Origin of the sequence: Thermomonas mangrovi, assembly GCF_028201335.1 — a bacterium.
In the GTDB taxonomy this organism is placed as follows: Bacteria; Pseudomonadota; Gammaproteobacteria; order Xanthomonadales; family Xanthomonadaceae; genus Thermomonas; species Thermomonas mangrovi.
Map to the genome: position 1 here is coordinate 581651 of NZ_JAPEVV010000001.1, position 19119 is coordinate 600769.

General features: G+C 70.5%; 15 protein-coding genes. 4 read left to right on the forward strand and 11 right to left on the reverse strand.

The genetic code is table 11. The features are described from left to right. The first annotated feature begins 5 nt into the window (after positions 1 to 5). Positions 6 to 1100: a DNA polymerase IV gene (gene dinB, locus ON759_RS02770; protein ID WP_271678812.1), complete on the forward strand. Its 1095-nt coding sequence runs from the start codon at positions 6 to 8 to the stop codon at positions 1098 to 1100. Here dinB and ON759_RS02775 read toward each other — a convergent pair. From ON759_RS02775 to ON759_RS02785, 3 genes are read right to left on the reverse strand one after another with little or no spacing between them, the layout of a single operon-like run. Then, positions 1097 to 1564: a hypothetical protein gene (locus ON759_RS02775; RefSeq protein WP_271678813.1), complete on the reverse strand. Its 468-nt coding sequence runs from the start codon at positions 1562 to 1564 to the stop codon at positions 1097 to 1099. The two genes, dinB and ON759_RS02775, sit on opposite strands and share 4 nt — an antisense overlap. Then, positions 1561 to 2202: a DUF5671 domain-containing protein gene (locus tag ON759_RS02780; protein ID WP_271678814.1), complete on the reverse strand. Its 642-nt coding sequence runs from the start codon at positions 2200 to 2202 to the stop codon at positions 1561 to 1563. Before ON759_RS02780 ends, ON759_RS02775 begins: the two co-directional genes overlap by 4 nt. A 46-nt stretch (positions 2203 to 2248) precedes the next feature. Further along, complete coding sequence (locus tag ON759_RS02785) at positions 2249 to 4192, reverse strand: CocE/NonD family hydrolase (protein ID WP_271678815.1); 1944 nt, start codon at positions 4190 to 4192, stop codon at positions 2249 to 2251. A 114-nt stretch (positions 4193 to 4306) separates the two neighbouring features. Between ON759_RS02785 and ON759_RS02790 the strand changes: the two genes are divergently transcribed. Both ON759_RS02790 and ON759_RS02795 read left to right on the forward strand, forming a co-directional pair. Next, complete coding sequence (locus ON759_RS02790) at positions 4307 to 5593, forward strand: MFS transporter (RefSeq protein WP_271678816.1); 1287 nt, start codon at positions 4307 to 4309, stop codon at positions 5591 to 5593. Positions 5594 to 5669: 76 nt separating this feature from the next. Further along, a complete protein-coding gene (locus ON759_RS02795) occupies positions 5670 to 8027 on the forward strand; it encodes a Tex family protein (RefSeq protein ID WP_271678817.1) in 2358 nt (785 codons plus the stop codon). Positions 8028 to 8036: 9 nt separating this feature from the next. Here the strand turns inward: ON759_RS02795 and ON759_RS02800 are convergent, their stop codons facing one another. Then, the gene (locus ON759_RS02800; RefSeq protein ID WP_271678818.1) at positions 8037 to 9263 is read right to left on the reverse strand and encodes a serine hydrolase domain-containing protein; all 1227 of its coding nucleotides are present in this window, start codon (positions 9261 to 9263) and stop codon (positions 8037 to 8039) included. A 140-nt stretch (positions 9264 to 9403) separates the two neighbouring features. On the opposite strand from ON759_RS02800, the gene ON759_RS02805 reads away from it, so the two are divergent. Further along, the gene (locus ON759_RS02805; protein WP_271678819.1) at positions 9404 to 9586 is read left to right on the forward strand and encodes an oxidoreductase-like domain-containing protein; all 183 of its coding nucleotides are present in this window, start codon (positions 9404 to 9406) and stop codon (positions 9584 to 9586) included. 7 nt (positions 9587 to 9593) lie between these two features. Here the strand turns inward: ON759_RS02805 and ON759_RS02810 are convergent, their stop codons facing one another. The 7 genes from ON759_RS02810 to nusA form a co-directional block, all read right to left on the reverse strand. Continuing rightward, positions 9594 to 10778 (reverse strand): lipase family protein, encoded by a 1185-nt coding sequence (locus tag ON759_RS02810; protein ID WP_271678820.1) that lies wholly within the window; start codon positions 10776 to 10778, stop codon positions 9594 to 9596. 99 nt (positions 10779 to 10877) lie between these two features. Beyond that, positions 10878 to 12983, reverse strand: coding sequence for a polyribonucleotide nucleotidyltransferase (gene pnp / locus ON759_RS02815; RefSeq protein ID WP_271678821.1), 2106 nt, complete (start codon positions 12981 to 12983; stop codon positions 10878 to 10880). A 174-nt stretch (positions 12984 to 13157) separates the two neighbouring features. Further along, a complete protein-coding gene (gene rpsO / locus ON759_RS02820) occupies positions 13158 to 13418 on the reverse strand; it encodes a 30S ribosomal protein S15 (RefSeq protein ID WP_271678822.1) in 261 nt (86 codons plus the stop codon). A 157-nt stretch (positions 13419 to 13575) separates the two neighbouring features. Continuing rightward, on the reverse strand, positions 13576 to 14577 hold the full coding sequence (gene truB, locus ON759_RS02825; protein WP_271678823.1) for a tRNA pseudouridine(55) synthase TruB: 1002 nt from the start codon (positions 14575 to 14577) through the stop codon (positions 13576 to 13578). Then, positions 14561 to 14923, reverse strand: coding sequence for a 30S ribosome-binding factor RbfA (rbfA, locus tag ON759_RS02830; RefSeq protein ID WP_271678824.1), 363 nt, complete (start codon positions 14921 to 14923; stop codon positions 14561 to 14563). The genes truB and rbfA overlap by 17 nt, the downstream gene beginning before the upstream one ends. A 15-nt stretch (positions 14924 to 14938) precedes the next feature. Further along, positions 14939 to 17536, reverse strand: a complete 2598-nt coding sequence (infB, locus tag ON759_RS02835; RefSeq protein WP_271678825.1) for a translation initiation factor IF-2 — start codon at positions 17534 to 17536, stop codon at positions 14939 to 14941. An 82-nt stretch (positions 17537 to 17618) separates the two neighbouring features. Further along, entirely contained in the window at positions 17619 to 19106 is a 1488-nt protein-coding gene (gene nusA, locus ON759_RS02840; RefSeq protein ID WP_271678826.1) for a transcription termination factor NusA, read from the reverse strand. Between the last annotated feature and the right edge of the window lie 13 nt (positions 19107 to 19119).

Consider the following 19119-nt stretch of genomic DNA (forward strand, 5'->3'; position numbering starts at 1 on the left):
GCGGCGTGAGCGAATCCCCGCAGCGCAAGATCATCCATGTCGACATGGATGCGTTCTACGCCTCGGTCGAGCAACGCGACGATCCCGCGCTGCGCGGCAAGCCGGTGGTGGTCGCCTGGCGCGGCGCGCGTTCGGTGGTGTGCGCAGCCAGCTACGAGGCCCGCGTGTTCGGCGTGCGCTCGGCGATGCCGGCGGTGCGCGCGGAGCGCCTGTGCCCGGACGCGGTCTTCGTGCCGCCGGACTTCGTGCGCTACAAGGCGGTGTCGCGGCAGGTCCGCGGCATCTTCGAGCGCCACACCGACCTCATCGAGCCCCTGTCGTTGGACGAGGCCTACCTCGACGTCACAGTGCCGAAGCAGGACCTCGGCAGCGCCACCGCCATCGCCACCCGCATCCGCGACGCGATCCGCGAGGAGACCCACCTCACCGCCTCGGCCGGGATCGCGCCCAACAAGTTCCTCGCCAAGATCGCCAGCGACTGGAACAAGCCCGATGGCCAGTTCGTGCTCAAGCCGGCGATGGTGGAGGCCTTCCTCGCCCCGCTGCCGGTGGGCAAGCTGCCCGGCGTCGGCAAGGTGATGGAAGCGAAGCTCGTCGCGCTCGGCATCGCCACCTGCGCGGACCTGCGCAGCTGCGGCAGCGACGTGCTGGAGCGCCGCTTCGGCCGCTGGGGCGCACGCCTGCATGAACTGGCGTGGGGCATCGACGCGCGGGCGGTGCAACCCGAACGGCCCACCCTGCAGGTGTCGGCGGAAGACACCTTCGAGCAGGATCTCCTGCTATCCGAACTCGAGCCGCATGTCCGCCGACTGGCAGCCAAGGCCTGGGCCGGCTACCTGCGCGAGCGCGAACGGCATCCCGAGCGCATCGCGCGCACCGTGGTGCTCAAGCTGAAGACCGCCGATTTCCGCGTGCTCACCCGCAGCCTGACCGCGGCGGAGCCCCCCACCAGCGAAGCCGCCTGCGCCGACATCGCCTGCGCGTTGCGCGACCGGGTCGCGTTGCCGCCCGGGACACGCTACCGCCTGGCCGGCGTGGGCCTGGCGGGCTTCGCCGCGCCGGATGGCAGCCCGGCGCAGGACGACCTGTTTTCCGGCTAGCGGACGACGGCCCCGGCGGGCGCGTCATCGTCCGAACGGCCCGCCTTGCGCTCGAAGCAGTGCCGCCCGGCGGGATGCTGCCATTCCGTCGTTGCCCGGAACATCGGTGCGCCATCCGCATCGCCACTCGAGGTCGTGGTCGCGAAGCGCGCGCACAGCCTGTAGCGCGACGTCGACACGATGCGGTATTCGTAGGGCGTGCCATCCACCGGATCCACCACCGCCAGGGAGGCCCCCGGTTCGGCCGCGAGGATGGCGAGCGAAGGCGGCAGGCTGGCCTTGCTTGCGCGCCACGCGTCGACCGCATTGGCGATGGCGGTGAGTTCGCCGGTCCGCCGCTCGTCGATCCGTCGGTCGCGCTGCTTCGACGGGGACTCCATGACCCACAACGCCGCGCCCAGGGTCGCGACCACGACCGCCGTCGCCACCAGCATCAACCTGCGCCCGAGGCTGCTGGTGCTCATGCCTCCGCCTCCTCGCGCCGCAGGTCGTGCAGGTAATAGTGGAAGACCCCGCCGGCGATCATCGCCACGACCGCGACCTTGCACAGGAAGCGCGGCGTGGCCTCGCCCCCGAGCAGGTTGTAGACCAGCGAGGTCATGTCGCCGATCAGGATGCCCGCCGCCACGAACAGGGTCAGGTAGGTCAGCCAGCGCCGCACCGGCGACAGCCGCTTGATCGGATGCCGCGCGACATCCACGCCAACCCGGTGCGACATCCATGCGAATACGGGGAACGCGATGACCAGCGCGGCGACCGAGAAGCGCATCGAATCGCCGAACATCGGGAATCGCGCCTGGTCCGCCGGATCCGGCAGGGCGCGGTTGACCAGGTCGAACAGCAGGCTGCCGAGGTGGTAGGCGCTGAAATACAGCGTGGCGAACAGCACCAGGTACTGGAATGCCTCCTTGGCGGAGAGCGAGGCGCGCGGCTTCGGGACCGGCACCGGGAACGCAACGTCCGCGTAGCCGTCCAGCACGCCGCGGGTCTGCTCATCGCGCCATCCCGCGGCCGCCAAGGCTTCGCGGATCGCGGCCCGCGACTGCCCGCGGGCCAGCGCCTCGCGGACGAAGAGTTCCAGCTCGGGACTGGTCGATGGCATGCGTCGACTCCTTCCTATTTCTTCGCCACTCTAGTCCAACATGCGCTCAGGGCAGGCGGCCCGATACCACCGGCAGGTCGATGCGGCTGGCATGCGCCGGTGTCGCCCACACCCGCTGCACCGCCTTGCGGTAGTCGCCCGGCCTGGCGAAGAAGATGTTGTCGACGTAGGCCTGCGGGTTGCGGTCGTAGAGCGGGAACAGGGTGGACTGGACCTGCACCATCAGCCGATGCCCGGGCTTGAGCACGTGGTTCACGTTCGGCAGGTCGAAGGCGTAAGCAAGCGGCGCATCCGCCTGCAACGGCGCCGGGCGGTCGAAGCCTTCGCGGTAGCGGCCGCGGAAGATGGTGATCGCCAGCGGCAGCTGGAACCCGGCCATCTTCGGATCGTCCGGATTGAGGTCGGGATAGACGTCGATCAGCTTGACCACCCAGTCGCTGTCGGTGCCCGAGGTCGAGGCCTCCAACCGCACCTGCGGGATGCCGGCCAGCACCAGCGGCGCCGTCAGCGGCGCACTCGAGTAAGTCAGCACGTCGGTGCGACCATCCACGAAGCGCTGGTCCTTGACCAGCCAGGTGGTCCAGGTCGCGCGGTCGCCCATGTCCACCGGGCGCGGCACGAACGGCACCGGCTTGGCGGGGTCGGACACGTATTCCGCGTATTGCGGTCCGTCTGCGCCCGGGGCGTTCGCGCGCAGGGTTTCGTCGGCGTGCAGGTACACCGGCAGCGACGTGTTCGCGCAGCCCTGCGCGCAGGCCTGCGGCCAGCGTTGGTAGGTGTTCCAGCGGTTGCGCCCGGCGTCGTAGATCCACACCGGGGGCGTATTGGCCACCGGCGCGCCCGGCTTCAGGTACTGGTCGAAGAACGGCTTCAGCACGTCGCGGCGCCACTCCAGCGCGGTGTCGCCGGTGAAGCGCAGGTCGCCGAGGCTGCTGCCGTCGTAGTTCGCCTGGCTATGCCGCCATGGCCCCATCACCAGGAAGTTGCGGGTGTTGTCGGTGTCCTTGGCTTCCAGCGCGGCCCAGGCCGTGTGCCCGCCGTAGATGTCCTCCTGGTCCCACAGGCCCTGCTCCCACATGGTCGGCACCTGGATGGCGGGCAGCTTCGCCAGCAGCTTGTCGAGCGCCTGCCCCTGCCAGAACGCGTCGTAGGCGGGGTGCTGGCTGACCTTGTGCCAGGCCGGGACCTGGTCGAGGCCGGCCGCGCGGGCGTACGCACCCACCGACCCGGCACGCAGGAAATTGGTGTAGTCGTCGTTGGTGGCGCGCGCGATCTCGCTGCCCGCCCCGCGCGCGGTCATCTGCCCGGTGAAGTAGCCGAGGTTGACCTGCCGGTACGCGCCATTCTGGAACCAGTCGTCGCCGATCCAACCATCCACCATCGGGCTCTCGGGCGCCGCGACCTTCAATGCCGGATGCGGGTCCAGCAGCGCCATCACCACGGTCAGCCCCTCGTACGACGAACCCAGCATGCCGACCCGGCCGTTGCCCTCCGGCACGTGCTTGACCAGCCAGTCGATGGTGTCCCAGGCATCGGTGGCGTGGTCCACGCCGGTGGTGTTCAGCGGTCCGCGCGGGGGCCGCGTCATCACGTACTCGCCCTCAGAACCGTACTTGCCGCGCACGTCCTGGAACACGCGGATGTAGCCGTCCTCGGCGAACACGGTGTCGCCCTGCGGCAATGCATCGACGATGCGGGTCGCGTTCGGCACCCGTTCGGCGCGTTTGGCGGCGTTGTACGGCGTACGGGTCAGCAGGATCGGGGCATTGGTGGCGCCCTTCGGCATCACGATCACGGTGTACAGCTTGACCCCGTCGCGCATCGGGATCATCACCACCCGCTTGGTGAAATCGCGCGGCACCTCGGGGGCGACGAACTTCTTGCCGGTGATGTCCGGCGTCATCGGCGCGACCTGCGCCGTCGCCACGCCACTGCCAACGGCGGCAGCCACCGCCAATGCCAGTGCCCAACCCGATCGCCGCTCGCGCATCGCCATGCTCCGCCGTTGCAAAGGACCCTCTCGAGTGTGGCACGCGGCCCCCGCGCCGGGCAGCCTGCCCGTGGGCACTTCGCCGCGGGCCGCGCATCGCATACGCTTGGCGGGATGCATGCGCCCGCCCCGACCGCACCCGCCGGCCTGACCCGGCAACAGGCCAAGACCCTCACCCTGTCCGCGCTGGGCGGCGCGCTCGAGTTCTACGACTTCGTGATCTTCGTGTTCTTCGCGACCACGATGGGCGCGCTGTTCTTCCCCGCCGACATGCCGGGCTGGATGCGGATGGTGCAGACCTTCGGGATCTTCGCCGCCGGCTACCTGGCGCGCCCGCTGGGCGGCGTGGTGATGGCGCATTTCGGCGACCTGCTCGGGCGCAAGCGGATGTTCATGCTGAGCATCCTGATGATGGCCGTGCCCACCCTGCTGATGGGCCTGCTGCCGACCTACGCGCAGGCCGGGGTGCTCGCGCCGTTGCTGTTGCTGCTGCTGCGCCTCCTGCAGGGCGCGGCGATCGGCGGCGAGGCACCGGGCGCCTGGGTGTTCGTGAGCGAGCACGTGTCGCCGCGCCACCGCACGCTGGCCTGCGGCGCGCTCTCTGCCGGCTTGTGCGCCGGCATCCTGCTCGGTTCGCTGGTTGCGCGTGCGGTCAACGCCGCGTTCGACGAGGCCACCCTGCTCGCCTGGGGCTGGCGCGTGCCGTTCGTGGTTGGCGGCGTGTTCGGCCTGCTCGCGATGGTGCTGCGCCGGCAGTTGCACGAGACCCCCGTGTTCGCCGAACTGCAGGCGCGGCGCGCGCTGGCCGCCGAACTGCCGCTGAAGACCGTGCTGCGCGCGCATGGCGGCGCGGTGCTGCTGGCGATGCTGCTGACCTGGCTGCTCACTGCCGCCGTGGTGGTGACCCTGCTGATGATGCCGACCCTGCTGCAGGGCCTAGGCGTGCCGCGCGGCGAGGCCCTGGCAGGCAACACCTGGGCGATCCTCGCCTGCGTGGTCGCCAACCTCGCCGCCGGCGTGCTCGCCGACCGCTTCGGCGCCGGGCGCGTGCTGGCGTTGTGGAGCGTGATGCTCGGTGCCGTCTTCTTCGCCTTCTATTCGAACGCGATGGCCGGCGCCTACTCGCACGGGCTGTACGCACTGGCCGGTTTCGCGGTCGGGCTGACCGCGCTGGTGCCCGCGATCGCAGTGGGTGGCTTCCCCGCACCGGTGCGCTTCTCCGGCCTGTCTTTCGCCTACAACATGGCCTATGCGATCGCCGGCGGCCTCACCCCCGTGCTGTTGAGCATGGCGATCAAGGACCACCCGGCCGCGCCGATCCACTACATGCTCGCGATGTCGGCGCTGGGTGTCGGGTTGGGCCTGTACGTAGCGCGTCGCCACCCGCGCGTCCCCGACTGAGCCGCGGCTGTCAAGCTGTCGCCGCCGCCGGCGGACGGCGACAATCGTGGTCCCTCGTTCGCCGACACCGCCCCGCATGCCTGCACTGCCCGCCGCCACCGCGCGCAAGATCGCCCTGTCCATCGCCACCGAGATCGGTGCGCAACCCGCGCAGGTGGAAGCCGCGGTCGGCCTGCTGGACGAAGGCGCCACCGTCCCGTTCATCGCGCGCTACCGCAAGGAAGCGACCGGCGGCCTCGACGACACCCAGTTGCGCACGCTGGACCAGCGCCTCGCTTACCTGCGCGAGATGGAGGAGCGCCGCGCGACGATCCTCGCCAGCATCGACGAACAGGGCAAGCTGGACGATGCCCTGCGCGCCGAGATCCTCGCCGCCGACAGCAAGTCGCGGCTGGAGGACCTCTATCTCCCCTACAAGCCGAAGCGCCGGACCAAGGCGCAGATCGCACGCGAAGCAGGCCTCGAGCCGCTGGCCGATACGCTGCTCGCCGATCCGGGCCTGCTACCGGAGGCTGCCGCTGCCGCCTATGTCGACGCCGGCAAGGGCGTCGCCGATGCCAAGGCCGCGCTGGACGGCGCGCGCGCCATCCTGATCGAGCGCTGGAGCGAGGATGCGGCCTTGCTCGGCGAGCTGCGCGACTGGCTGGCGCGCGAAGGCGTGATACGCGCGCGGGTGGTCGAAGGCAAGCAGGCCGCCGGCGAGAAGTACCGCGACTACTTCGACCATGCCGAGCCGCTGGCGCGGATTCCCTCGCATCGCCTGCTCGCGCTGTTCCGCGGGCGCCGCGAGGAATTCCTGCAGCTCGACCTCGACCCCGGCAGCGATGCCGAAGCCGGGCACGCGCTCGCCGAAGGCCGGATCGCCGTGCATGCCGGCATCGCCGACCGCGGCCGACCGGCCGACGCCTGGCTGCGCGGCGCCTGCCGGCTCGCCTGGCGCGCACGACTGCACATGCACCTGCTGCTCGACCTGTTCAACCAGGCCCGCGAGAAGGCGGAAGCCGAGGCCATCGCGGTGTTCGGCGACAACCTGCGCGACCTGCTGCTGGCCGCCCCGGCGGGGCGCAAGGCGGTGCTCGGGCTGGACCCGGGCCTGCGCACCGGGGTCAAGGTCGCGGTCGTGGACGCCACCGGCAAGCTGGTCGCCACCGAGACCATCTACCCGCACGAGCCGCGGCGGCAATGGGACGCGTCGCTGGCCACGCTGGAGCGGCTGTGCACCGCGCATGGCGTGCAGCTGGTGGCGATCGGCAATGGCACCGCCAGCCGCGAGACCGACAAGCTCGCCGGCGACCTGCTCAAGCGCGCCCCCGGGCTGGGCATGCAGAAGATGGTGGTGAGCGAGGCCGGGGCATCGGTGTATTCCGCCTCCGAACTCGCCGCACGCGAATTCCCCGGGCTCGACGTGTCCTTGCGCGGCGCGGTCTCGATCGCGCGGCGCCTGCAGGATCCGCTGGCCGAGCTGGTGAAGATCGAGCCGAAGGCGATCGGCGTGGGCCAGTACCAGCACGACGTCGACCAGTACCAGCTGGCGCGTGCGCTGGACGCGCGCGTCGAGGACTGCGTGAACGCGGTCGGCGTGGACCTCAATACCGCGTCCGCGCCTCTGCTGGCGCGGGTCTCCGGCCTGACCGCCGGCGTCGCCGAGAACATCGTGGTGTACCGCGACCAGCATGGCGCGTTCGCCTCGCGCAAGGCGCTGCTGAAGGTGCCGCGGCTGGGCGAGAAGACCTTCGAGCAATGCGCCGGCTTCCTGCGCATCGCCGATGGCGACGAACCGCTGGATGCGTCGGCGGTGCACCCGGAAGCCTATCCGGTGGTCGAGCGCATCCTTGCCGGTGGCGGGCGCACGGTGAAGCAGGTGATCGGCGATACCGCCTTCCTGCGCGCGTTGAAGCCGGCGCAGTTCACCGATGCGCGCTTCGGCGAGCCGACCGTGCGCGACATCCTGAAGGAACTCGAGAAGCCGGGCCGCGACCCGCGCCCCGAGTTCAAGGCGGCGCAGTTCGCCGACGGCATCGAGGACATCAAGGACCTGCGCCCCGGCATGGTGCTGGAAGGCGTGGTCAGCAACGTTGCCGCATTCGGGGCCTTCGTCGACATCGGCGTGCACCAGGACGGGCTGGTCCACATCTCGGCATTGTCCGACCGCTACGTGAAGGATCCTCGCGACGTGGTGAAGGCCGGCGACATCGTCAAGGTGAAGGTGCTGGAGGTCGATGTCGCGCGCAAGCGCATCGCCCTCACCCGCCGCCTCGACGACAGCCCGGCCCCGCCCGCCGCGCGCCCGACTGATGGCGCGCGCGATGCGCGCCGCGCCGGCAACCCGGGCCACGAGCGCGGGCGCGGCCCGGCACCGCGCGCAGCACAACCGGCCGCGGCACCGTTCAACAGTGCGATGGCGGATGCGTTGAAGGGCTTGAAGCGCGGCTGAGGCGGCGCCTCACAGGTCGAACGCGAGCAGGTCGAGCCCGGTCGCCGCACGGACCACGCGGCGGTACAGCAGGTTGCCGGAGGCGGCGTTGGTCATCACCACCAGCGCCCGGCCGCGCGCCGCATCGCCCAGCGCGAAGGTCTTGAACACCCCGGCATTGCTGCCCGAGTGGTACAGCACCGGGCCGATGCGGGTGGCCTCGAGGTTCCAGCCCAGGGTCTTCCCGGTGTAGCGCCCCGGCAGGGCGATCTGCGCGCTGAGCATCGCGTTGCGGGTGGCCTCCCGCAGCGCCCATGGCGCGCGCGGGGGATGCACCACCAACGCCATGTGGCGCGCGTAGTCACGCACCGTGCAACGCAGGCTGGCGGCCGCATTGGCGAGGATGTCCCCGGGCCAGTGCGCCACCCCGGCCCTGGCGCCCGCCTGCACCAACGGCAAGGCGCGCTCGGCGTCGGCATAGCGCCAGTCCGACAACGCCTTGCCCCAGCGCAGCGCGACCGGCTCCGCCGCCTCCCAGGCATCGCGCAGGCCCTGCGGCGGCAATCCCGGTTGCACGTCGTCCGGTCCGCCATGCCCGAAGACCGAGCGCGCCGCCAGCGCCGCATCCCAACCGTAGCTGCTGTCGCGCATGCCCGCCGGATCGAACAGGAGGCGGTGCAGGCTCTGGTCGAGGCTTTCGCCGGTCACCGCCTCCACCGCGAGCTGCAACCAGGTGAAGGCCTCGCCGGAATAGTCGATGCGCGTGCCCGGCGCGACCGCCGGCTCCAGGGGCTCGCGGGCGGGTTCCTTGCGCCAGTTCGGCAGCCCGGTGGTATGCCGCAGCACGTCGCGAACGGTGATGCGCGCGAGCCAAGGGGACTTCCCGAGGTAGGCCGGCCGCGCATAGCGCACCAGCGGTGCGTCGAGCGCGAGTTCACCGCGATCGACCAGTTGCAGGACGGCGTAGGCGAACACCGGCTTGCTGAGCGAGGCCGCCTCCCACAACGAGGCGTCGTCCACCGGGGTACCACGCGTCGCGTCGGCGATGCCGACGCTGCGCGACCACGCCAGCGCGCCGTCCTCGACCACCGCGATGCCGATCCCCGGCACCCCGAGCGCGCGCATCTGCCGCGGCAGGTCGTCGAGCAGCCAGTCGGGCGGGATCCATGTCGTGGGCAAGGACGCAGCGGCGCGCAGGGGCAACGTCGTCGTTGCGGCCGCCGCCACGGCAGCCGACAACAGGCGGCGGCGGGTCAAGCTCGGCATCGGATCGCGGGACATGCCGCATTGGAACCGCTTGTGGCGGCATGGGCAAGGCAGGCGTCGCATTCGATAATCGCCGCTCCGCGACCGCCCACTTCGCGACCGCCCGTTCCGCGACCGCCCACCCCGACGCCATGCCGCAGCCCAACGCACCCGCCACCGACCCGCGTCCCCTGCCGCCGGAATCGCCGCTGCCCTCGGACTGCTGCGAGAGCGGCTGCGCGGTCTGCGTGTTCGACCTGTACGCCGAGGAACTGGCGGCCTATCGCACCGCGCTGGCCGAGTGGATGGCGCGGCATCCCGAGGCGCAGTCGTGATCGCCCGCTAGCGGCATCCCCGCGCCGGCGCGCCCGCAAACCGGGCCTGCGTCCATGCCAGCAGGTCGCGCGCATAGGCCCCATCGGCCTTGACCAGCGAGAGGTGGTCCTCGCCGGGATACTCGCGATACTCGAGCGTCGCCCCGGCGGCGCAGGCACGCTGCACGTACCCGCGCTGGACATCGGGCAGGACCAGGGTGTCGCGATCGCCTTGCGCGATCCACGCCGGGAGGTCGGTCAGCGGCGGCGGGATGTTCTCCCGCAGGCGCGCACCGAAGGCGCCATCGGCCGGGGCACCGGCGAAGATGGAGCCGCCGGCGAGCATCGCTTCGCCCACCGACACCAACGCCTGCTTGCCGGCCAGGCAACGCGCAGACATGTCCCGCGCCAGCCAGCGGCTGGCTGCATGCGTTTCGGCGGCGAAATCGACGTCGTCGTAGGTGTCGGCATAGGCGCGCAGGACGAAGGCGCCCATGATCCGGCCGACCGGTTCGTCGGCGATGCGCGACAGCAGCACCGGCAGGTCCGTCGCCGGCGCCGCGGCCGCGATCCCAAGCAGGCGCAGCTCCGGCGCATGGCGCGGCCACTCCACCCCGGTCCACAGCGCTGCGTGCCCGCCCTGCGAATGCCCCCAGACCACGGTGGCATCCGCCAGTGCCAGGCCGCGCACCTGGCGCGCCGCGCGCAAGGCATCGAGGGTGGAGCGCGCCTCGCCGAGCCCGACCAGGTAGGGCGCGACGCCGGGCGCGGCCATCCCCGCGTAGTCGGTGGCGACGAAGGCCCAGCCGGCCTGGATCGCCTGCGGGAACGCGGGCACGTTGGCGAACGGCAAGCCCAGCGGCAGCGGACCGCAGCCCGGGACCGCACCGGTCGTGCCATGCGTCCAGGCGACCACCGGATAAGGCGCTTGCCCGGCGGCCGGCGCGACCACCAACGCACTCGCCAACGCGGATGCGCCATGCGCATCGCGGGTCGTGTAGAGGATGCGCCACGCGCGCGCCCCGCTCGGGATATCGTGCGTATAGGGCTCGCTGCGCAGCAGCGTTCCGGCCGCGGGCGGAAGCGGCGTGGGCGCCGTGTAGAAGGGGTCGCCGGCGGACGGCATCGACCACCACCAGATGCCTGCGAGCGCCAGCACGACCGCGCCTGCCACGGCCAACAGCCATCGGAACCAGCGTCGCTGCCTGCGCATCGCATTCCGCTCCACGGGGGTCGTGCGGGGAGTATGGCGCACAAACGAAAAGCGGGCCGAAGCCCGCTTTCCGAGGGGTGCAGCGATGGCGCGGCGGGATTACTCGCCCGTCCCCTCGCCTTCTTCCACGGCCTTCATCGACAGGCGGATGCGGCCCTGCTTGTCGACCTCGAGCACCTTGACCTTGACCACGTCGCCTTCCTTGAGCTTGTCCGAGACCTTCTCGACGCGCTCGTTGGAGATCTGCGAGACGTGGACCAGGCCATCCTTGCCGGGGGCGATGGTCACGAACGCACCGAAGTCCATGATCTTGGCGACCTTGCCTTCGTAGATGCGGCCCGGCTCGACGTCGCTGGTGATCTGCTCGATGCGCGCCTTCGCGGCCTGGCCGGCGGCGGCGTTGACCGAGGCGATGGTGATGGTGCCGTCGTCCTGGATGTCGATCTGGGTGCCGGTTTCCTTGGTGATCGCCTGGATCACCGAACCGCCCTTGCCGATCACCTCGCGGATCTTGTCCGGATGGATCTTGATGGTCAGCAGGCGCGGCGCGAACTCGGACAGCTCGCCGCGCGGCGCGGTCAGCGCGTTGGCCATCTCGCCGAGGATGTGCAGGCGGCCGGCCTTGGCCTGCGCCAGCGCGACCTTCATGATCTCCTCGGTGATGCCCTGGATCTTGATGTCCATCTGCAGCGCGGAGATGCCGTTCGCGGTGCCGGCGACCTTGAAGTCCATGTCGCCGAGGTGGTCCTCGTCGCCGAGGATGTCGGACAGCACGACGAAGTCGTCGCCTTCCTTGACCAGGCCCATCGCGATGCCCGCGACCGGCGCCTTGACCGGCACGCCCGCGTCCATCAGCGCCAGCGAGGAACCGCAGACCGAGGCCATCGAGGACGAACCGTTCGACTCGGTGATCTCCGAGACCACGCGGATGGTGTACGGGAAGGCTTCCATCGTCGGCATGACCGCCAGCACGCCGCGCTTGGCGAGGCGGCCATGGCCGATCTCGCGGCGCTTCGGGCCCATCATGCGGCCGGCTTCACCGACCGAGTACGGCGGGAAGTTGTAGTGGAACAGGAAGTGTTCCTTGTACTCGCCGGCGACCGCGTCGATCACCTGCCCGTCGCGGGCGGTGCCGAGGGTCACGGCGACGATCGCCTGGGTCTCGCCGCGGGTGAACAGCGAGGAACCGTGGACGCGCGGCAGCACGCCGACCTTCGAGGTGATCGGGCGCACGGTGTCGAGCGCGCGGCCGTCGATGCGGACCTTGGTGTCGAGCACCGCGCCACGCATGGTCTGGTACTCCAGCTCGCCGAATTCCTTCGACGCCTCGGCCGGGTTCCAGCCGTTGGCCTCGACCTGCGGCGCGATCTCGGCCAGCACGGCCTTCTTCAGCGCGGAGATCGCGTCCTTGCGCTCGAGCTTGTCGCGCACCTGGAAGGCGGCGGCCAGCTTGTCGCCGATCGCGGCCTTGAGCGCGCCGATCAGCGCCTCGTTCTTGGCCGGGGCCTGCCAGTCCCACTTCGGCCTGCCGGCTTCGGCGACCAGGGCGTTGATCGCGTCGATCGCGACCTGCATCTGCTGGTGGCCGAACACCACCGCGCCCAGCATCACGTCCTCGGACAGCTCGCGGGCCTCGGACTCCACCATCAGCACGGCGTCCTTGGTGCCGGCGACGACCAGCTCGAGGTCGGAATCGACCAGTTCGCTGGTGGTCGGGTTCAGCAGGTACTGGCCGTTCTTGTAGCCGACCTTGGCGGCACCGATCGGGCCCTGGAACGGGGCACCAGTCAGGGCGACGGCCGCCGAGGAACCGATCAGGGCGAGGATGTCGCCGTCGACTTCCGGGTTCAGCGACATCACCGTCGCGATCACCTGGACTTCGTTCTTGAACTCTTCCGGGAACAGCGGGCGGATCGGGCGGTCGATCAGGCGGCTGGTCAGCGTTTCCTTCTCGGTGGCGCGGCCTTCGCGCTTGAAGAAGCCGCCCGGGATGCGGCCACCGGCGTAGAACTTCTCCTGGTAGTCCACGGTGAGCGGGAAGAAGTCCTGGCCTTCGCGCTGGGTCTTCGCCGCCACCGCGGTGCACAGCACCATGGTGCCGTCGCACGACACCATGACGGCGCCACCGGCCTGGCGCGCGATCTCGCCGGTTTCGAGGGTGACGGTCTGCTTGCCGTACTGGAAGGTCTTGGTGATTTTCGCCACGTGGGAATCCTTGGTTCGTCTGTCTCGTCTACGCCGCGGGGCCCCGCCCCGTGCGCTGCACCGCCGGTGCGGTGCGGGAATGCGGCAGCGCCGCGTTGGTGTGGTGCCGGCCCGCCGCGAAGGCGTGCCGCAAAAAAGACCGCGGCGCATCGCTGCGCCGCGGTCGGGTATCGCTTAGCGACGCAGGCCCAGCTTCTGGATCAGCGCCTTGTAACGCTCCGCATCCTTGCGGTGCAGGTAGTCGAGCAGGCTGCGACGGCGGTTCACCATCATCAGCAGGCCGCGCCGGCTGTGGTGGTCCTGCTTGTGCACCTTGAAGTGCTCGGTCAGCTGCTCGATGCGGGCGGTCAGCAGGGCGACCTGCACTTCCGGCGAACCGGTGTCGTTGTCGCCGCGCTTGTGTTCGTTGATGACTTTCTGGGAATCGATGGACATGGTGGCCTCGTAGTCGCGAAACCGGCAGGAACAGGGGCACGAGGGCCCGCGCACCGCGCGGTTCGTCGGGATGGGAAATGAAAAGCGCTCCGGAGAGCAGCGGGAGTATAGCCCGTGCAGGGCTTCCGCGGCAACGCGCTGCAGCGCAGCAAACCGGTCAGCCGGCGGGTGGTTCGCCGCCCTGGGTCGCCGCGGCCCAGCGGAACAGGCGGGTCGGCCGCAAAGCGCCCTCGGCATCCACGTCGCCCAGGCCCAGGCCGCGGCCGCCCTCGTCCACGATCGCGACCTGCCCCGCCGGCTTGTACGGCCCGCGCAAGCCCTGGCCACGCCCCAGCCGATGCGCCTGCGCCTCGCTCACCCGCACCTGCGGCCACGAAGCCATGCCGGCTTCGATCGGCAGCAGGCAGGCATCCAGCACGCGTTCGCCCGCCTGCGCCAGCAGGTTTTCCAGCGCGTCCAGCGTCCACATCCGCGGCTCGCGGAACGGGTCCACCCACAGCCGGCGCAGCTCGGCGACATGCGCGCCGCAGCCCAGCGCCTCGCCGAGGTCCCGGACCAGGCTGCGCACGTAGGTGCCGGAGCCGCATTCGACGTGCAGGCGCAGCTGCGGCTCGCCGCGGTCGAGCAGGTCGTCGGCATTGAGCAGGTCGAAGGCGTGGACGTCGACCTCGCGCTCCTCGACCTCGATGGCTTCGCCGCGCCGCGCCTTGGCATACAGCGGCTCGCCGCCGCGCTTGAGCGCCGAATAGATCGGCGGGCGCTGGCGGATGCGGCCGGTCAGTCGTTTCAACGCGGCATCGATGGCGTCGATGGTCAGCGCCGGCACCGGGCGTTCGCGCAGCGGCTGGCCCTCGGCGTCGTCGGTATCGGTGACGATGCCGAGCCGGGCCACGGTCTCGTAGGCCTTGCGCGCGCCCAGCAGGCCGCCGGCGATCTTGGTGGCCTCGCCGAAACAGACCGGCAACAGGCCGGTGGCGAGCGGGTCCAGGCTGCCGGTATGGCCGCCCTTCTCGGCGCGGAACAGGTGGCGCACGCGCTGCAGGGCCTGGTTCGACGACAGCCCCTGCGGCTTGTCCAGCAGCAGGATGCCGTCCAGCCGGCGGAACACGGTGCGCGGGCGGCGCTCCCGCGGGGGCGCGGGCCTATTCGGCGTCGTCACTGGCGCGGAGGTCGCGCAGCAGGGAATCGATGCGCTCGCCGCGATCCACCGATTCGTCGTAATGGAAGTGCAACTCGGGCACGTGGCGCAGCTTGACCGCGCGCGCGAGCTGGTAGCGGATCTCCGGCGCCAGCGCCTTCAACGCCTTCACCGTCTCAGCCGCGCGATCGGCCAGCAGCACGGTGACGAACACCTTGGCGTGCGCCATGTCGCGGGTGACCTCGACGTCGGAGACGCTGGCCGAGGCCAGGCCGTGCTCGCGCACGGCTTCGTGGACCAGGGTGCCGAGTTCGCGGCGCAACTGCGCCGAGACCCGGTCGGTGCGATGGAAGGATTTCTGCGCCATGGCGGGGCGCACGCCTTACAGCGTGCGCTGCACCTCGATGCGCTCGAAGCACTCGATCTGGTCGCCCGGCTGGACGTCGTTGTAGGCCTTCACGCCGATGCCGCACTCGGTGTTGACGCGGACTTCGTCCACGTTCTCCTTGAAGCGGCGAAGCGATTCCAGCTCGCCCTCGAAGATCACCGTGTTGTCGCGCAGCACGCGGATCGGCTTGGACTTCTTGACCACGCCCTCGACCACCATGCAGCCGGCGACCGCGCCGAACTTCGAGCTGCGGAACACGTCGCGGACCTCGGCGATGCCGATGATCTCCTCGCGCACTTCCTTGCCCAGCACGTTCGACGCGACCTGCTTCACCTGGTCGATGACGTCGTAGATGATCGAGAAGTAGCGCAGGTCGACGCCGTTGCCCTCGATCACCCGGCGCGCCGAGGCGTCCGCGCGCACGTTGAAGCCGATGACCGTGGCCTTCGAGGTCGCCGCCAGCTGGGCGTCGGACTCGGTGATGCCGCCGACGCCGGAACCGATCACGTTGATGCGGATCTGCTCGTTGGACAGGCCGGTCAGGGCCTCGCGCAGCGCCTGCATGGAGCCATGCACGTCGGCCTTGACCACCAGGTTCAGGGTCTGCTGGCTGGCGCCGTCGCCCATCTGCGCCATGATGTCCTCCATGCGGTTGCCCGCGGAGGCGACCAGGCGCAGTTCGCGGCGCTTGGCGTCGCGCTGCTGGGCCACGTCCTTGGCCAGGCGCTCGTCGGCCACGACCACGAAGTCGTCGCCCGCATCCGGCACGCCGGACAGGCCGAGGATCTGCACCGGGATCGACGGGCCGGCCTGCTGCACCTGCCCGCCGGTCTCGTCGAACAGGGCGCGCACGCGGCCGTACTGGATGCCGCAGACCAGGTAGTCGCCCTTGGCCAGCGTGCCCTGCTGCACCAGCACCGTGGCCACCGGGCCGCGGCCCTTGTCCAGCGCCGACTCGATCACCACGCCGGCGGCGCGGCCCTCGTGCACGGCCTGGAGGTCGAGGACCTCGGCCTGCAGGTTGATCGCGTCCAGCAGGTCGTCCACGCCCAGGCCGGTCTTGGCCGACAGCTCGACCATCTGGGTATCGCCGCCGAAGTCCTCGGCGACGACGTCGTGCGCCAGCAGGTCGTTCTTGACCCGCGACGGATCGGCGTCGGACTTGTCGATCTTGTTGATCGCGACGATCAGCGGCACCTTGGCCGCCTTCGCGTGCTGGATCGCCTCGACCGTCTGCGGCATCACGCCATCGTCGGCCGCGACCACCAGCACCACGATGTCGGTCAGCTTCGCGCCGCGCTGGCGCATGTGGGTGAATGCCGCGTGGCCAGGGGTGTCGAGGAAGCTGATCGTGCCCTTCGGCGTCTCCACGTGGTAGGCGCCGATGTGCTGGGTGATGCCGCCCGCCTCGCCCGACGCCACCTTGGTCCGGCGGATGTAGTCGAGCAGCGAGGTCTTGCCATGGTCGACGTGGCCCATGATGGTCACCACCGGCGGACGCGAGGTCTTGTCGCCCTGCGCCTGCCCGGCCTGCGCCAGCAGTTCCGACTCGGCGTCGTCGCTGGCCGCGGCGACCGCCTTGTGGCCGAGTTCCTCGGTCACCAGCACGGCAGTGTCGTGGTCGATGGTCTGGGTGATGGTGGCCATCACGCCCATCTTGAACAGCGCCTTGACCACGTCGCCGCCCTTCAGCGCCAGCTTCTGCGCAAGGTCGGCCACGGTGATCGCCTCGCCGATGGACACCTCGCGCACGATCGGCGCGGTCGGCTTGTTGAAGCCGGTGCCGGTGCGCGACTGGTCGGGCGCGCGGCGCTGCGGGCGACCGGCCTTGCCGCGGGCATTGGTGCTGCGGCGGGCGCGCTCGGACGCGGACAGGTGCAACTGGCCGGCGAAGCGCGCGGTGTTGTCGTCGTCCTCGACGCTGGTGACCATCACGTGCGAGCCGCGATGCGCCTTGCCCTTGTGCGCGGCGGCCTTGTCGGCTTCGCGCGGGGCGGCCGGCTTCGGCGCCTGTCCATGGTGGCCCTTGTGCTTGCCGGCTTCCTCGAGCGCGAGCTCGGCGCTGGCCGCGGCTTCCGCGGCGACGCGCGCCGCCTCGGCCTCGGCCTGGCGCTTCTGCTCCTCGAGTTCCTGGAAGCGCTGGCGATCCTTGGCCGCCAGCTCCTGCTGTTCGGCGAGGTTGCGCTGGCGGGATTCCTCCAGCTTGCGCAGGATCTCGGCACGCTCGTCGTCGCCGCCCGCCTGCGCGCCGCGCGCCTCGCCCTGGCCGGGCTTGAGGGTGATCTTCTTGCGCACCACGACGTCGATGGTGCTGGCGGCGCCACGGCCGGCCTTGCCGCCGCCGACCGTGATTTCCTGCTTGCGGCTGCGGTTGAGGGTGATCTTGCTCGGCGCGACGACGTCCTCGGCGGCCGCCTCGGCCTTGCCGTGCGAACGCTTGAGGAAGCCGAGCAGCTTCACTTTCTCCATGCTGGTCACGACCTGGTCGGGACCGCTGAAGCTCATGCCGGCCTCGGCCAGTTGCTCCAGCAGTTTCTCGACCGGCGTGTTCACCAGTTCGGCCAGCTTGCGGATGGTGGTTTGTTGCGACATTCGGATTCCGTTGCTGGCCCGGGGCAAGCCCGGGCATGGGTGGGCGAGTTTATCGCGTTGGCGCGCGTCGGCGCGCCGGCGGTCACTCGAACCAGTGCTTCCGCGCTTCCATGATCAGCGCCGCGGCGCGCCCGGCATCGATGCCCTCGATGTCGTCGATCTCGTCGGTGGCGGCCTCGGCCAGTTCCTCGCGGGTGCGGATGCCGCGCTCGGCCAGGGCGTAGGCGGTGGCCTCGTCCATGCCGTCCAGCGCCAGCAGGTCCTCGGCGGGCTGGTGTTCCTCCAGGCCCTCCTCCACCGCCAGCGCGTCGTTCAGCAAGGCGTCGCGGGCGCGCGAACGCAGCTCCTCGACGATGTCCTCGTCGAAGCCCTCGACCGCCAGCAGCTCGCCGACCGGCACGTAGGCGACTTCCTCGACCGTGCTGAAGCCCTCCGCCACCAGGATGCCGGCGATCTCCTCGTCGACCTCCAGCTTGTCCATGAACAGCTGGCGCGCCGCTGCCTGCTCGGCCTCCGACTTCGCCTGCACCTGGTCGGCGGTCATCACGTTGAGCTGCCAGCCGGTCAGGCGACTGGCCAGGCGGACGTTCTGGCCGCCGCGGCCGATCGCCTGCGCCAGCTTGTCCTCGGCGACCGCGAGGTCCATCGAGTGCTTGTCCTCGTCGACGATGATCGACTGCACCTCCGCCGGCGCCATCGCGTTGATCACGTACTGCGCCGGGTTGTCGCTCCACAGGATGATGTCGACGCGCTCGCCGTTCAGCTCGTTGGTCACCGCCTGCACGCGAGAACCGCGCATGCCGATGCAGGCGCCGATCGGATCGGTGCGGTTGTCGTGCGCGAGCACCGCGATCTTGGCGCGGTCGCCGGGGTCGCGCGCGCAGGCCATGATCGAGACCAGGCCCTGGCCGACTTCCGGCACCTCCAGCTTGAACAGCTCCATCATGAATTCCGGGGCGGCGCGGCTGATGAACAGCTGCGGGCCGCGCGGCTCGGAACGCACGTCGAACAGGTAGCCGCGGACGCGGTCGCCGGTGCGCAGGACGTCACGCGGGATGCCCTTGTCCTTGGCAATGATCGCCTCGGCGTTGCCGCCCAGGTCGACGTAGATGCTGCCGCGCTCGACGCGCTTGACCACGCCGGTGACCAGCTCGCCCACGCGGTCCTTCCACGCATCGACGACCTGCGCGCGCTCGGCCTCGCGGACGCGCTGCACGATCACCTGCTTGGCGGCCTGCGCGGCGATGCGCCCGAAGTCCGGGTTCTCGATCTGCTCCTCGATGTAGTCGCCGACCTCGGCGTCCTCGCTCTCGTCGAGCGCGTCCATCAGGCGCACCTGGCGGTCGGGCGACTCCATCACCACGTCGTCGGCCACGACTTCCCAGCGGCGGAAGGTCTCGTAGCTGCCGTCCTTCGGGTCGATCTGCACGCGCACCAGCACGTCCTGGTCGACGTAGCGCTTCTTGGCGGCGGACGCCAGCGCGGCTTCGATCGCCTCGAGGATGACCGACTCCGGCACACCCTTCTCGGCGGCGACGGCATCCACGACGAGCAGCAGTTCCTTACTCATTTCGGTTGAACCT